Source organism: Companilactobacillus farciminis KCTC 3681 = DSM 20184 (assembly GCF_002706745.1).
In the GTDB taxonomy this organism is placed as follows: domain Bacteria; phylum Bacillota; class Bacilli; order Lactobacillales; family Lactobacillaceae; genus Companilactobacillus; species Companilactobacillus farciminis.
This window is the reverse complement of record NZ_CP017702.1, coordinates 180,514-195,548: the sequence shown is the minus strand read 5'-3', so window position 1 is coordinate 195,548 and position 15,035 is coordinate 180,514. Positions and strand designations below refer to the sequence as shown.

Below are 15,035 nucleotides of genomic sequence, written 5' to 3'. Positions count from 1 at the left end.
GTTACGAGAAATTTTTGGTGGACTCAAGGGGAATTGTATTCGATTACGTAATAATATCTAAAACTAGGATTTAGACTACTTTAATATTCAAATATACTGTATTCTGTAAGTGTTGAATCCGATTACACTACAAGTAAAAGAAATTGGGGGATATTATGACTAAAAAAGAACAACCTTATAATATCGGTTTAGATATTGGGACAAGCTCTGTTGGATGGGCTGTTACCAATGACAATTATGATCTACTTAATATCAAAAAGAAAAATCTCTGGGGAGTCAGATTATTTGAAGAAGCTCAAACAGCTAAGGAAACTCGACTAAACCGTTCAACAAGACGACGCTATAGAAGACGCAAAAATCGTATCAATTGGTTGAATGAAATCTTTAGTGAAGAACTAGCCAAAACTGACCCTTCTTTTTTAATTCGACTACAAAACTCTTGGGTTTCTAAAAAAGATCCTGATAGAAAAAGAGATAAATACAATTTATTCATTGACGGTCCGTACACGGATAAAGAATACTATCGAGAATTTCCAACAATTTTCCATTTAAGAAAAGAATTGATTTTAAATAAAGACAAAGCTGATATTCGTTTAATTTATTTAGCACTTCACAATATTCTTAAGTATCGTGGTAATTTTACTTACGAACATCAAAAATTTAACATATCCAATTTGAATAATAATTTATCAAAAGAACTAATTGAACTTAACCAACAATTAATAAAATACGACATTTCTTTCCCAGACGATTGTGATTGGAATCACATCAGCGATATCTTAATTGGCCGTGGTAATGCTACTCAAAAATCAAGTAATATTTTAAAAGACTTTACATTGGATAAAGAAACTAAAAAGTTGCTTAAAGAAGTCATTAATCTAATCTTAGGAAACGTAGCACATCTAAATACTATCTTTAAAACATCATTAACTAAGGATGAAGAAAAACTCAATTTTTCTGGTAAAGATATAGAATCAAAATTAGATGATTTAGACTCCATACTAGATGATGATCAGTTCACAGTTCTAGATGCAGCCAACAGAATATATAGCACTATCACTTTGAACGAGATTCTTAACGGCGAATCTTATTTTAGTATGGCTAAAGTGAATCAATACGAAAATCACGCTATTGATTTATGTAAACTACGCGATATGTGGCATACTACCAAGAATGAAGAGGCTGTTGAACAATCAAGACAAGCCTATGATGACTATATAAACAAACCAAAATATGGAACTAAAGAATTATATACCAGTTTAAAAAAATTTTTGAAAGTTGCTCTCCCAACTAATTTGGCCAAAGAAGCTGAAGAAAAGATATCCAAAGGAACATATCTAGTAAAACCACGTAATAGTGAAAATGGCGTCGTTCCTTATCAATTGAATAAAATTGAAATGGAAAAGATCATTGATAATCAAAGCCAATACTATCCATTTCTAAAAGAAAATAAGGAAAAACTACTGTCAATACTAAGTTTTCGTATACCTTACTATGTAGGGCCTTTACAATCAGCTGAAAAAAATCCTTTTGCTTGGATGGAACGTAAGTCTAATGGTCATGCCCGTCCTTGGAACTTTGATGAAATAGTAGATAGAGAAAAATCTTCAAATAAATTTATTCGCCGTATGACCGTAACAGATTCATATTTAGTAGGTGAACCTGTCTTACCTAAAAATAGTTTGATATACCAACGATATGAAGTTCTTAACGAATTAAACAATATTCGCATAACAGAAAATCTAAAAACAAATCCCATCGGATCTAGATTAACTGTAGAAACCAAGCAACGTATTTACAACGAACTATTTAAAAAGTATAAAAAAGTTACCGTAAAAAAATTAACAAAATGGTTAATTGCTCAAGGATATTACAAGAACCCTATTTTAATTGGTTTGTCACAAAAAGATGAATTTAATTCCACTTTAACTACCTATTTAGATATGAAAAAAATATTTGGCTCGTCCTTTATGGAAGATAACAAGAATTATGATCAAATTGAAGAACTCATTGAATGGTTAACAATTTTCGAAGATAAACAAATATTAAATGAAAAATTACATTCTTCTAAGTACTCTTACACACCTGACCAGATCAAAAAAATATCTAACATGCGTTATAAAGGATGGGGACGTTTATCTAAGAAAATCCTTATGGACATCACAACTGAAACTAACACTCCACAATTATTACAATTATCAAATTACTCTATATTAGATTTAATGTGGGCAACAAACAATAATTTCATTAGTATCATGTCCAATGATAAATATGACTTTAAGAATTATATAGAAAATCACAATCTAAATAAAAACGAAGATCAAAATATATCTGATTTAGTTAATGATATTCACGTCTCCCCTGCTCTTAAGCGTGGAATCACGCAATCTATTAAGATAGTTCAAGAAATAGTTAAGTTTATGGGACATGCGCCTAAACATATTTTTATTGAAGTTACTCGCGAAACAAAAAAATCCGAAATTACTACTTCACGAGAAAAAAGGATTAAAAGATTACAAAGCAAACTTCTCAATAAAGCTAACGATTTCAAACCACAATTGCGCGAATATTTAGTTCCAAACAAGAAAATTCAAGAAGAACTTAAAAAACATAAAAACGATTTGTCTAGTGAACGGATCATGCTTTATTTCCTACAAAATGGAAAATCACTGTACTCAGAAGAAAGTCTAAATATAAACAAACTATCTGATTACCAAGTTGACCATATTTTACCTAGAACTTATATCCCTGATGATTCTTTGGAAAACAAAGCTTTAGTATTGGCTAAAGAAAATCAACGTAAAGCAGATGATTTATTATTAAATTCCAATGTAATAGATAGAAACTTAGAACGTTGGACCTATATGTTAAATAACAACATGATAGGGCTAAAGAAATTTAAAAATTTAACTAGACGTGTAATTACAGACAAAGATAAATTAGGTTTTATTCATCGTCAATTAGTCCAAACTTCTCAAATGGTAAAAGGTGTAGCCAATATTTTAGATAATATGTATAAAAATCAAGGAACTACCTGTATTCAAGCTAGGGCTAATCTCTCGACCGCCTTCAGAAAAGCTCTAAGTGGTCAAGACGACACCTATCATTTTAAACACCCTGAATTAGTCAAAAACCGTAATGTCAACGACTTTCATCATGCCCAAGATGCTTATTTGGCTAGTTTCTTAGGTACATATCGCTTACGTAGATTCCCTACCAATGAAATGTTACTAATGAATGGCGAATATAATAAATTCTACGGTCAAGTAAAAGAATTATATTCTAAAAAGAAAAAGTTACCTGACAGTAGAAAGAACGGCTTTATTATTTCTCCATTAGTGAATGGAACAACTCAATATGATAGAAATACTGGCGAAATTATTTGGAATGTCGGATTCCGAGATAAGATTTTAAAAATATTCAATTACCACCAATGTAACGTTACCAGAAAGACTGAAATTAAAACTGGTCAATTTTATGATCAAACAATCTATTCTCCTAAAAATCCCAAGTATAAGAAACTCATTGCTCAAAAGAAAGATATGGATCCAAATATATATGGTGGCTTTAGTGGAGACAACAAATCTTCCATCACAATTGTCAAAATTGATAATAATAAAATTAAACCTGTTGCTATTCCAATTCGATTAATTAACGATTTGAAGGATAAAAAAACACTTCAAAATTGGCTGGAGGAAAACGTCAAACATAAGAAATCTATTCAAATCATTAAAAATAATGTTCCCATAGGACAAATAATTTATAGCAAAAAAGTTGGTCTGTTGTCATTAAACTCAGATAGGGAAGTTGCTAACAGGCAACAGTTAATTTTGCCTCCCGAACACTCAGCTTTATTACGACTACTTCAAATACCTGATGAAGATTTGGATCAAATTCTAGCATTCTACGACAAAAATATTCTCGTTGAAATACTCCAAGAATTAATTACAAAAATGAAAAAATTTTATCCTTTCTATAAAGGCGAGCGAGAATTCCTAATAGCCAACATTGAGAACTTCAATCAGGCTACTACCTCTGAAAAAGTAAATTCACTAGAAGAATTGATCACTCTTTTACATGCCAATTCTACTTCAGCACATTTAATTTTTAACAATATAGAAAAAAAGGCTTTTGGAAGAAAAACTCATGGTTTAACACTCAATAATACAGATTTTATTTATCAATCTGTAACTGGCTTATATGAAACAAGAATTCACATCGAATAACAAAAAAGGCAAAAAAAAAGCCCCCACGCGGGAGCAGCCTTACGACCATTTAACATTATTGTTTATTTTAATCTAAGTATGTCTTTCTATTTACTTACGAACCAATTACAGTTTATCGTACTTCTATTTTTATATCAATATTTTTAGGAGAAGAATTATGGGTTGGCGAACTATTTATATTACACAGAAGGCTAAATTATCTTACAAAGCTAATCATCTGCTTATTCAAACTAATATGGACATAAAGCAAATCCCTTTTCACCAGATTAATTGTATTATCATAGCTACTACCCAATCAGTCATTACAGGATATTTGATTTCAAAGCTAGTGACCGAAAACATCAAAGTCATTTTTTGCGCCGAAGATCACAATCCTTGTGCTGAATTAAACGGCTACTATAACAACATCCAACGTAATCAAAATATTGAAAATCAAGTTTCCTGGTCTTTACCTACGAAACAAGATTTATGGACCCGGGTCGTCAAAAATAAATTGCAAAATCAGCGTTCCGTACTCGTAAGAGCTGATTTATCACCATCCTTTTTAGATAACGAATATAGATTCATTCAAGAAAATGACTCTTCAAATCGTGAAGCAGTGATAGCAAGAAAATACTTTTTGGCGCTGTTCAATGAAAATTTCTCACGCGGGAAAGATACCAAAATAAACGCCATGCTTAATTACGGCTACACCATTTTGTTGTCCGCTACTAATCAAGAAATTATTGCTCAAGGATACCTGACACAACTGGGAATTCACCATCACAGTTTAAAAAATTGTTTCAATTTATCCAGTGATTTAATGGAACCTTTCCGTCCCTTTGTTGATGATAAGGTCTTTCAAAAATCAGACTACAATTTTGATGAATATATGAAATTAGAACTAGTTGATATTTTAAATCAAGAAATCTCTTACGGTTCTAAAACTTTTATCTTAAAAAACGCTTTATCTCAATATATTCGTGATTGCATCTCTTATTTAGATTCAAACCAAGAAGTAGAAATCAAAAAAGTAGGTTTTAAAGATGAGGAGTAGAGTGATGCGCTTAATAATAATGTTTGATTTACCTACCCTAACTGCTATGGATAGGAGAAATTATCGACAATTTAGAAAGCGACTTTTAAATGACGGTTTTACGATGATGCAAGAATCAATTTACACGTGTATTTTAATTGATCGTCAATCCGCTAATTTATTGAATAAAAAGATTTCTATGTACGCCCCACAAAAGGGATTGGTTCAATCCTTAATCGTTACTGAAAAACAATTTGCATCAATTTCATTTTTAACTGGTAAAAAAGATGCTTCAGAAGAAAACACTTTTGAGAGGTTGACGGTAATATGACTAATACAATTACAGTATTTCCTTATAAGCCCTTTGAAATAAACGATGGCATAACGCTACTTAATTTTCAAAATATTGATGAATATTCCAATTTAATTTTTAGAATTAACAAATTAAAAAATGGCGAAACTTTTTCTGACGACACCAACCGAATTATTCATTTTTATACTAACGACGATGAGCCTATTGAAGAACATCTAAAAGACATTAGTTTTATTGGTAATCTCAGTTCATTCAATCTCAATGCAAGTAGTCAAATGAGAATTATTTTAAAAAAGATAATCGAGGATTCACAAATAATGCTTAACGAAATTGAAAAAGTTAATGCCGATTTAAATAGCGTCGTTTTTGACTCCATTACTAGATATTCATTGCCCTTAACCCTTGATATGTATGCCAATTACGAGAAACTACTAAAATCAAAGGACATCAAAATAGATTTTAGTAGTTGGGCTAATTACTGTGATAAAATTATGGATGTAATCAGTTTTTATTCTGATTTCACTAATAAAAAAATGCTTATTTTTAACAACATTGGTCGCCTATTGAACGTTAATCAGTTAAATGAGATACATGCTTATCTAAAATCCGTTGATTTAAAGCTAGTTTCTTTAGAATCTTACCCTATGATTTTTAAGGAGGAAAAACTAAATGCTAAAGTCTATTCAATCGATAATGATCATGTTAGGTTTGATTATTAGAAGTTGATTAGAAAACAACGGTTTTAGAAGTATGTCTTTCTATTTACTTAAGAACCGCGAGCAGCCTTTTCGAATTCATAAAGTTAGTTTTAGAAGTATGTCTTTCTATTTACTTAAGAACCTACTGATTGCTTGGCTTTCTCATCGGTTGCGTTTTAGAAGTATGTCTTTCTATTTACTTAAGAACCTGGAATACCATACAAATTGGCGTAATAGCGGTTTTAGAAGTATGTCTTTCTATTTACTTAAGAACCTTGTGTATCATCAACCAAACCAATTGCTAAGTTTTAGAAGTATGTCTTTCTATTTACTTAAGAACCTCGTCAAGGTCAAGTTCCTTCTTGATATCCGTTTTAGAAGTATGCCTTTCTATTTACTTAAGAACCTAGTGGAATCATTTCTTCAATTCCTTCTAAGTTTTAGAAGTATGTCTTTCTTTTTACTTAAGAACCTTATCCTGAATTGCTTTGAAAATACTTATCCGTTTTAGAAGTATGTCTTTCTTTTTACTTAAGAACCTAATAATTACACCGGCATGCGTGAATCCGTGTTTTAGAAGTTTGTCTTCCTTTTTACTTGATAATCTAGCTACAGTAAGGACAAAGATACAGTTAAGTTCTAGAAGTACGCCTTTCTATTTTTCAAGAACTTGCTATACTTATCCTTGTTAAGAGATTCAAATCAATAAATCATTTTTAGTATGCTTACAAGTACGTCATCTCAATTACTTGCCTTAGAAGTAAATCATCTCAAACAAAAAGCTCTAGTACAGAATCCCAAAAGATTCCAATACTAGAGCTTTTCATTTTTTTATTTCAAACTCTTCATAACATAATCACCCAAAGTCCGGACACGTTTCAAATCGTCTTCGTCTGGATCTTGATCAATCTTCACGGAGTCAGCGACTTGTTCGCCGTTACTGGAATTCAGTCGCATCGTGAAATAATCTACCGCACGACCAAAGTGAATGTGTCCTTTGGAGCTTGATCCTAACACGGTAAACTTAGTTCTTTCCAAGTCAACATCGGCCAAATCTTCATAAAAATCTTGAGCTTCTTCTGGTACTTCGCCGTCATTATAAGTGTATGTGTCAACAATTACAGCATCGTATTCAGAAAGTTCATAAGCATCGGTATCGATTATTTGTTCTAAAGCTACGTCCGCATCATTTTTTTCTAAATAATCAGCTAAATATTTAGCAATTTTCTCGTTGCGTCCAGTCATACTAGTATAAGTTATCAATATCTTCATCATTTACCTACCATCTAACGCTAATACGTTCTTTTTGATGTTTAGCATTAACGATTTCGTCAACCATAGCCAAGGCAAAATCAGCGTAACTAATCTCACTATTGCCATTTTTATCAAAGGTCAATTCTTCGCCAGCCAAAACATATTCGTCGGTCTTTGGTCCTTTAGCATCGAAACTAGCGGCTGGGCTAATGAAGGTCCAATTAATATCACTTTCACGCAAGACGTCTAGTGATTTACCCATTTCTTCACTCAAAGGTTTGACACTTTCTGGGAAATCGGCTGCTTGATAAAGTTGCTTCGTATGCTCTTTATCGACATACAAAGAACCAGCTCCACCAACAACTAATAATCTAGTGTTTGTACCTTCCAAGATGTCAATCAAATGTTTAGTTGCAGGAACGTATTGATCCACGTTAGGCCCGAAAAATCCTAAAGCATCTACCAATACATCAAAGTCTTTGACGTCATCTTTTTTTAAACTATAAACGTCGCGTACTAAAAACTTATCCGTCTTAGCCTTCTTTTCATCACGCACAATTGAGGTTACGTCTATTCCACGGTTCAAAGCTTCCTCGACGATCAAAGAACCTTCTTTACCATTAGCTCCAATAACTGCTATTTTCATATTAATTACCTCCAAATTCTTTCGACAAGTTTACTTTACACAACTCTAAGCAAAATCACTAAAGATAAGTCTCTTTTATAGTAAACTTGTTGTGCTAGGAGGCGTATTTAATGGCATATCAAATTTATTTAGTAAGACACGGTAGAACTTGGTACAACGAATATGAAAAAATGCAAGGTTGGTCTGACACACCTTTGACGACTGATGGGGTCGCAGTTGCTCAAAAGGCTGCCGAATCGCTCAAAAATGTCGACTTTGCGGCAGCTTTGACGTCCGATATGAAACGTGCGGTCGATACTACTCGCATCATTACTAGAAGAAATAAAAATCATTTGGTACCACAAGAATTATCCGAATTCAGAGAACAGTTCTATGGCTATTTCGAGGGTCGCAGCATTGATGAATCCTGGTTTGCCATTGGTAAGCCTCATCACGCTAGAGGATTTGCGGATATCGTTAATAAGTATGGCTTCGATGCCACAATGGACTTCGTTAAAGAAGCTGATCCACTTCACGATGCCGAAAATTCACAAGAATATTGGAGCCGAATTGAACGTGGTTTCAAGAAAGTTGACCAAATTGCTAAAGACGGCGACAAAATCCTTTTAGTTACTCACAGTATTACTATTTTAGGTTTTGCTATTCGCTATAAAACTAAAGATATCGTCCTAAATGACATCCCCGCTAACGCCAGTTTAACTTTACTAGAACGTGATCCAGCCACAGATACTAACAAAATCACTAAGTACAACCAGTCTCTAATCAAATAATGTAGTAAGATTAAGTTACACATTACCAGGAGGATACTTTTTAATGGCAAAATACCAAATTTACTTAGTTCGTCACGGACGTACTTGGTTTAATCGTTACAACAAAATGCAAGGTTGGTCAGATACCCCACTTGCACCCGAGGGAATTGAAGTAGCTAAACAAGCTGCTCACGCACTAAAAGATGTCGATTTTGCGGCCGCATTCTCATCCGATGCTAGACGTGCTATCGATACTTGTAAGTTAATCGTTGATGAAAACATCAATCACGACAAAATCACTCCTCAAAAAATGATGGAATTTCGTGAAGAATTTTATGGATATTATGAAGGTATGAATTCACCCGAAGCTTGGTTCATGGTCGGACAACCTCACGGAGCTAGTTCCTTTGCAGAAATCATTGCCAAATATGGCATGGACGCTACTAAGGACTTCATGAAAGAAGCCGACCCCTTCCACGAGGCCGAAAACGCTGAAGAATACTGGAATCGTGTTGACAAAGGTTTTGAAAAATTAGACCAAATCGCCAAAGATGGCGACAAGATTCTTTTAGTTTCCCATGGAACAACGATTCGTTCAATTACCGACCGTTATAACGATGGCTCCTTTGACGTAACGGTTAGTCCTAGAAACTCTAGTTTAACAATGTTAACTCGTGATAACGGTAAAAATCACGTCACTAGCTACAATCAAATGCTCGAGTAAAAAAATATTTGACAAAACAATTTTATTAATATATTCTCAGGTCATCAATTACTAGGAGGTCCCAAACATGATTTTAATCAATGCTCAAAACTTATGTTGTTGCGGTTCGCATTCTATGCGTACCGTCTGTTTGAGTATTTAAAAATCACAACGGACTAGTAATAAAACGCGTAGGGTGCAGATCATTTATTGATTTGCACCCTTTTTTTACGCCCAAAAACAAAGGAGAATTCATTATGAAATTCAATACAAAATTAATTCACGGTGGCATTAATGAAGATCAAGAAACTGGTGCTGTCTCAATTCCAATCTATCGCTCATCTACTTTCCATCAACATCAACTCGGTGCTCAACCTAAATGGGAATATGCCCGTACTGGCAATCCCACTCGTAACGCTTTGGAAGCCTTGATTGCTGACATCGAAAATGGCAAAGCAGGTTTTGCCTTTAGTTCCGGTTCAGCTGCTATTCATGCAGTCTTCTCGCTCTTTTCCAGTGGTGACCATATTATCATTGGTAATGATGTTTACGGTGGTACTTTTAGACTAGTTAACAAAGTTCTCAAACGCTTCGGTTTAGAATTTACCGTTGTTGACACTAGAGACCTTGTAACTGTTGAGAATGCCATTCAAGACAATACCAAAGCAATTTACTTTGAAACACCTACTAACCCACTTTTAAAAATTACCGATATTGAAGCTGTAGCTAAAATTGCTAAAAAACACGATTTATTGACTATCGTTGATAATACCTTTGCTACACCTTACAATCAAAATCCTTTAACTCTCGGTGTCGATATTGTCGTTCACAGTGCTACTAAATATCTTGGCGGTCACAGTGATGTTGTTGCTGGTTTAGCCGTTACAAATGATACTGAAATTGCTGAAGAATTGGCATTCTTACAAAATTCTATCGGTAGCGTCTTAGGTCCTGACGATAGTTGGCTTTTGATGCGTGGAATCAAGACTCTCGGTGTTAGAATGCGTGTTCATCACGAAAATGCCACGGCCGTTTACAACTACTTAACTAACAACGGCAAAGTGTCCAAAGTTTATTATCCTGGCAATCCAGATTCAACTGGCTATGAAATTGCCAAGAAACAAATGAATGGTTTTGGTGCGATGATCTCCTTTGAATTACAACCTGGCTTAGACGCTAAGAAATTTGTCGAAAGCTTAAAACTGATTGATTTAGCTGAAAGTCTCGGTGGTATCGAAAGTTTGATTGAAGTTCCTGCTGTTATGACCCACGCTGCCATCCCTCGAGAAATCCGTCTTCAAAATGGTATCACTGACGAATTGATCCGTTTGTCAGTTGGTTTGGAAGATGAAACTGACTTATTGGACGACTTGAAACAAGCTTTTAATCAAATCTAAAAAACTGCCCATCCCTTTGACAGGATGAACAGTCTTAATGGCTCAATGGACCAACTAGTAGCATGATGGCAAAACATAGCAATCCAATTGCCGTTATATAATTATTCCAGAGCATTCCAGCTCCAAAGGATACTGGTTGACCAGTACCATGCTTCATAATTGTCTTTTTATAATTACGAGCATTTCTAAATTGATACAAAGACAATAAGATAAATATAACTGAAAAAACATGTTGAGCTGTAAAAATTCCAGACATTTGACTCACCTCATCGTATTTATTTACTAACTATATTTTATCTAAATATCTTCGCCTAAAAGAAAAAACATCCTCAAGGAGGGTGTTTTTCTTCTTTAATGATTATTTTTTATCGTCATCAGCTTTATTCAAGTTATCCATAACGAAATTCAAAGCTTTCTTAGAATCACGTGTTAAGGCAATGTATTGTTGACCTTTTGTAGCAACTAATTGAATACCTAAACGATCAGTATCAGCTTTTAGATCATCGTAATAAGTTCTAACTTGTGGAGCTAAAACAACTAAATCGTAATTTGGAAGAATATCGTGGTGAGAACCATAAGCTCCGGCACTGGCTACGATAGGAACATTATATTCTTTAGCACCATCCATTAAAGCATTAGCTAATTGTTCACTAGTACCACCACCGGCACAGAGAACCAAAACTTTAACTTGATGATCTAATTTAATATCACTTGAAGAATCTGAATCTGTTGAAACTGTTTCATTACTTTGTGTTTCATTTGAAGATGTAGCAACTGTAGCAGCACCAGCACTGGCACCGGCAAGTTCAACACCGTCTGTAGCAGCTTCTTGTGCATCAACTTCAGCTTCTTGTTTAACAAGAGAAGCATCATAAGCTTTACAGAATGGTAGGTAAATCAAAGTATCTAATGCCAATAGTACAACGATCAATAATAGTGAAACCATTTGCATATTAGTATTTAGGAATATACCAATAGGCCCTGGCAAAGCCCATGACAATACGTACATAAATCCACGCATACCCAATAGATCGATAAACATTTTACCAACAACAACGTTAACAATTGGTGATAGAACAAATGGAATGAAGAAGTAAGGGTTCAAAATGATTGGAGCACCGAACAATAGAGGTTCGTTAACGGCAAACATTACTGGAACAACTGAAGCCTTACCAATAGCCTTTAATTGTTTTGATTTCATTAAAAGAATAAAGATAAATGGAACAACGAATGTAGCACCAGTACCACCAAGTTCACCAACGAAGTTACCAAAGTTTTCTGTTAGTGAGTGATATGGGAAGTGACCAGCTTTAAACAAAGCTAAGTTAGCAGTTGTATTACCATACAAAGCAGCTTCAAGAGCAGGTTTTACAACTGAAGGTCCGTGGATACCCATGAACCAGAATAGAGGAATAAGGAACCAAATGATTGCCATTCCCCAATAACTTTCAGCACCTTTGAATAATGGTGAGATCAAAGTAGTAAGCATTTCTCCGAAAGGAACGTTTAACCAGAAACGAATTAGTGCATCAATAAGACCCATAGCAATAACTGAGAATGAGAATGGGAAAATATCACGGAAGTTTTGTGCAATAGCACCAGGAACTTCTTTAGGCATCTTAATAGTGATATCTCTTTCAACACAGAACTTATAAATAGCTACAGTAGAGAATGCAGCAACAAAGGCTGACAATAGTCCTTTAGTACCAAAGTAGTCGCCAATATAAGCCCCGCTCTTAGTAGTGCCGATAGCTAAAAGCATGAATCCACACATTGAAGCCATCATTGTAGAAGTAGAGTTGATGAAACGTCCACCTTTAATACGTTGGTTTTTAGAACCTGTCAAAGCCTTAGCAGTAGTACCTGCAACATACAAACCAACAAACCCCATTGTGTAATTGTAAATCTTATTACACCAATCGTTTATGCCAGCAGGAATATGAATCCCGACCAATGGCAAAACGGAAGTAATCAAAATAAAAATACTTGAGAACAAGATAATTGGCATAGCTGCCAAGAACCCATCCTTGATAGCCATCAAATAAATATTCTTCGAAATTTTATCAAAGAATTTTTGATGAGCCTCCAATTTATCAATAATAAATTGCATTATTACACCCCTTTTTTATTCCTATAACCAAAAATTTCATAAAAAAATGACCGCAATTGGCCAGGGTACGACAAAGTACCAAGCACCAACTGCGGTCATGCCTAATTTAATAGTAACAATCCACAACTAGAAGCTATTTCATTGTGTCAGCGAGTGCCTTGTACCACAAAGCACTCTTCTTGATATAACGTTTTTGTGTTGCGAAATCTATAAAGAACAAACCATAACGCTTGTTGTATCCATTAGCCCATGAGAATTGATCTTGAAGAGACCAGATGAAGTAACCGTTTACATTGACCCCTTCACTACGAGCCTTCAAAATTGCTTCCATGTGTTGATCAACGAAATCGATACGTTTGTCGTCATTGATAATCGTGTCATCAGTCACATTTTCTGGCAATTCCTCTTTTAGTCCTAAACCATTTTCAGTAATGAAGATTTCTTTACTGTTTGGATATTCAGAACTTACTCGTTTCAAAATGTCATACAAGCCTTCTGGATAGATGTTCCAATCCCAATCAGTTGTTGGGATATTAGGATTTTTAACTGCTTGACCAACTCCTTTGAATTTGAATGATGAGGTACCCTTCTCGCCAGTACCATTGAAATGATTAGTACTTTCACCGTCATATGCGGCGAAGAATGATGGTTGATAATAGTTCAAACCAAAGTAATCATTTCGTGTTGAGGCTTTCTTCAAGATATCCATATCGCCATCTTGAATGTCTAATTTGGCATCGTTAGCATCAAGGATCTCATTGATAAGTTTCATTGTCTTATCAGTGTATTCGCCTTTGAATGTACCATCGAGTAAGAAGGCATTCATGAAGGCATCGCTAAGATCTGCCGCGTGTTGATTTTCTGGCGTATTTGGATATGGGTAAACCGGTTGAAGTACGTGAATCAAACCAATCTTGCCTTTGTAACCACCATCTTTGAACAAGTTGACTACTTTAGCATGAGCTAGTAGTTCGTTGTGTTCAGCTTGAATAGCACTAGTTACATCGAACTTGTGGCTTGGTGGGAAGTTCCCTTGAATATATTGTGAATATGCTAGAGAAATCAATTCATTGATCGTGAACCAATGAGTAACTTCTGGGAATTCATCGAAACAGAATTTTGCATAATCAACGAAATGATCAATATTCTTGCGGTTCAACCAGTCGCCGTCATCAAATAATGTCTTTGGAGAATCAAAATGATGTAGCGATACATATGGTTCAATGCCGTTATCCAAGCATTCCTTAAACAATCTGTGGTAGTAATCGACTCCGGCTTGAACTGGTTCTCCATAGCCCTTAGGGAAGATTCTTGTCCAAGCAATTGAAACACGGATAGCATTCAAACCGTATTTCTTAGATAGGCGAATATCTTCAGGATATAAATGATAAAAGTCACTGGCTGGATCTGGAGCGAAACGACCTTGAGCTTTCAAATAGTCATCCCACATCGTTTTACCTTTGCCATCGACCTTTGTAGCACCTTCTACTTGATATGCGGCAGTAGCGCCACCCCAAATGAAGTCTTTGGGCAATTTTTTCACACGATTTAATTCAATACTCAAACCCTTACCTCCTCTATTTCATGTTCAAATTACGTTCGATCTTGTCGATACGCTTGTACTCATCAATGAAGAACTTGACCTCATCCATCAACATCATCGTTGTCATCAAAGTATCTTGTCCGTGAACCATGATGAAGGTAACGTCCATATCTTCACCACCAGCTTCTTTACTCAAAAGCTTAGTTTGTTCATTGTGGGCATCAACGATTGATTGATTAGCTTCATCGACACAAGCTTCAGCCTTGTCAAATTCACCTTTCTGAGCGTGTTGCAATGCTTCGATCAAACTAGTTTTAGCATCGCCAGCGTAAGCAACAATGGAAAAACCAGTCATTGATATTTCTTCTTTAGTAGCCATAA

General features: G+C 34.8%; 13 protein-coding genes and 1 CRISPR repeat array. Of the genes, 7 read left to right on the top strand and 6 right to left on the bottom strand.

Annotated elements, in window-relative coordinates; translation table 11 throughout:
• The first annotated feature begins 155 nt into the window (after window positions 1-155).
• The 4 genes from cas9 (at window position 156) to csn2 (ending at window position 6,273) form a co-directional block, all read left to right on the top strand.
• Window positions 156-4,226: a type II CRISPR RNA-guided endonuclease Cas9 gene (gene cas9 / locus LF20184_RS00920; RefSeq protein ID WP_010018949.1), complete on the top strand. Its 4,071-nt coding sequence runs from the start codon at window positions 156-158 to the stop codon at window positions 4,224-4,226.
• A 157-nt stretch (window positions 4,227-4,383) separates the two neighbouring features.
• Window positions 4,384-5,262 (top strand): type II CRISPR-associated endonuclease Cas1, encoded by an 879-nt coding sequence (gene cas1 / locus LF20184_RS00915; protein WP_010018950.1) that lies wholly within the window; start codon window positions 4,384-4,386, stop codon window positions 5,260-5,262.
• Window positions 5,263-5,266: 4 nt separating this feature from the next.
• A complete protein-coding gene (cas2, locus tag LF20184_RS00910; protein ID WP_050783074.1) occupies window positions 5,267-5,572 on the top strand; it encodes a CRISPR-associated endonuclease Cas2 in 306 nt (101 codons plus the stop codon).
• On the top strand, window positions 5,569-6,273 hold the full coding sequence (gene csn2, locus LF20184_RS00905) for a type II-A CRISPR-associated protein Csn2 (RefSeq protein WP_010018952.1): 705 nt from the start codon (window positions 5,569-5,571) through the stop codon (window positions 6,271-6,273). The genes cas2 and csn2 overlap by 4 nt, the downstream gene beginning before the upstream one ends.
• 20 nt (window positions 6,274-6,293) lie before the next feature.
• Window positions 6,294-6,859: a CRISPR direct-repeat array (repeat unit 37 nt; unit sequence GTTTTAGAAGTATGTCTTTCTATTTACTTAAGAACCT).
• 224 nt (window positions 6,860-7,083) lie between these two features.
• Here the strand turns inward: csn2 and LF20184_RS00900 are convergent.
• Entirely contained in the window at window positions 7,084-7,527 is a 444-nt protein-coding gene (locus LF20184_RS00900; RefSeq protein WP_010018954.1) for a flavodoxin domain-containing protein, read from the bottom strand.
• Between the two features lie 4 nt (window positions 7,528-7,531).
• A complete protein-coding gene (locus tag LF20184_RS00895; protein ID WP_010018956.1) occupies window positions 7,532-8,152 on the bottom strand; it encodes an NAD(P)-dependent oxidoreductase in 621 nt (206 codons plus the stop codon).
• 110 nt (window positions 8,153-8,262) lie between these two features.
• On the opposite strand from LF20184_RS00895, the gene LF20184_RS00890 reads away from it, so the two are divergent.
• From LF20184_RS00890 to LF20184_RS00880, 3 genes are all read left to right on the top strand, one after another.
• Window positions 8,263-8,922 (top strand): histidine phosphatase family protein, encoded by a 660-nt coding sequence (locus LF20184_RS00890; RefSeq protein WP_010018957.1) that lies wholly within the window; start codon window positions 8,263-8,265, stop codon window positions 8,920-8,922.
• A gap of 43 nt (window positions 8,923-8,965) precedes the next feature.
• Window positions 8,966-9,625 carry a histidine phosphatase family protein gene (locus LF20184_RS00885; RefSeq protein ID WP_010018958.1) on the top strand — a complete coding sequence of 220 codons (660 nt, stop codon included), beginning with the start codon at window positions 8,966-8,968 and terminating at the stop codon, window positions 9,623-9,625.
• Window positions 9,626-9,861: 236 nt separating this feature from the next.
• Window positions 9,862-11,001: a trans-sulfuration enzyme family protein gene (locus LF20184_RS00880; protein WP_010018960.1), complete on the top strand. Its 1,140-nt coding sequence runs from the start codon at window positions 9,862-9,864 to the stop codon at window positions 10,999-11,001.
• A gap of 34 nt (window positions 11,002-11,035) precedes the next feature.
• Here LF20184_RS00880 and LF20184_RS00875 read toward each other — a convergent pair whose 3' ends face one another.
• From LF20184_RS00875 to LF20184_RS00860, 4 genes are all read right to left on the bottom strand, one after another.
• Window positions 11,036-11,257 carry a hypothetical protein gene (locus tag LF20184_RS00875; RefSeq protein ID WP_010018962.1) on the bottom strand — a complete coding sequence of 74 codons (222 nt, stop codon included), beginning with the start codon at window positions 11,255-11,257 and terminating at the stop codon, window positions 11,036-11,038.
• Between the two features lie 102 nt (window positions 11,258-11,359).
• On the bottom strand, window positions 11,360-13,111 hold the full coding sequence (locus tag LF20184_RS00870) for a PTS lactose transporter subunit IIBC (RefSeq protein ID WP_010018963.1): 1,752 nt from the start codon (window positions 13,109-13,111) through the stop codon (window positions 11,360-11,362).
• A 133-nt stretch (window positions 13,112-13,244) separates the two neighbouring features.
• Window positions 13,245-14,675, bottom strand: coding sequence for a 6-phospho-beta-galactosidase (gene lacG, locus LF20184_RS00865; protein ID WP_010018964.1), 1,431 nt, complete (start codon window positions 14,673-14,675; stop codon window positions 13,245-13,247).
• 13 nt (window positions 14,676-14,688) lie between these two features.
• Complete coding sequence (locus tag LF20184_RS00860; RefSeq protein ID WP_010018965.1) at window positions 14,689-15,033, bottom strand: PTS lactose/cellobiose transporter subunit IIA; 345 nt, start codon at window positions 15,031-15,033, stop codon at window positions 14,689-14,691.
• Between the last annotated feature and the right edge of the window lie 2 nt (window positions 15,034-15,035).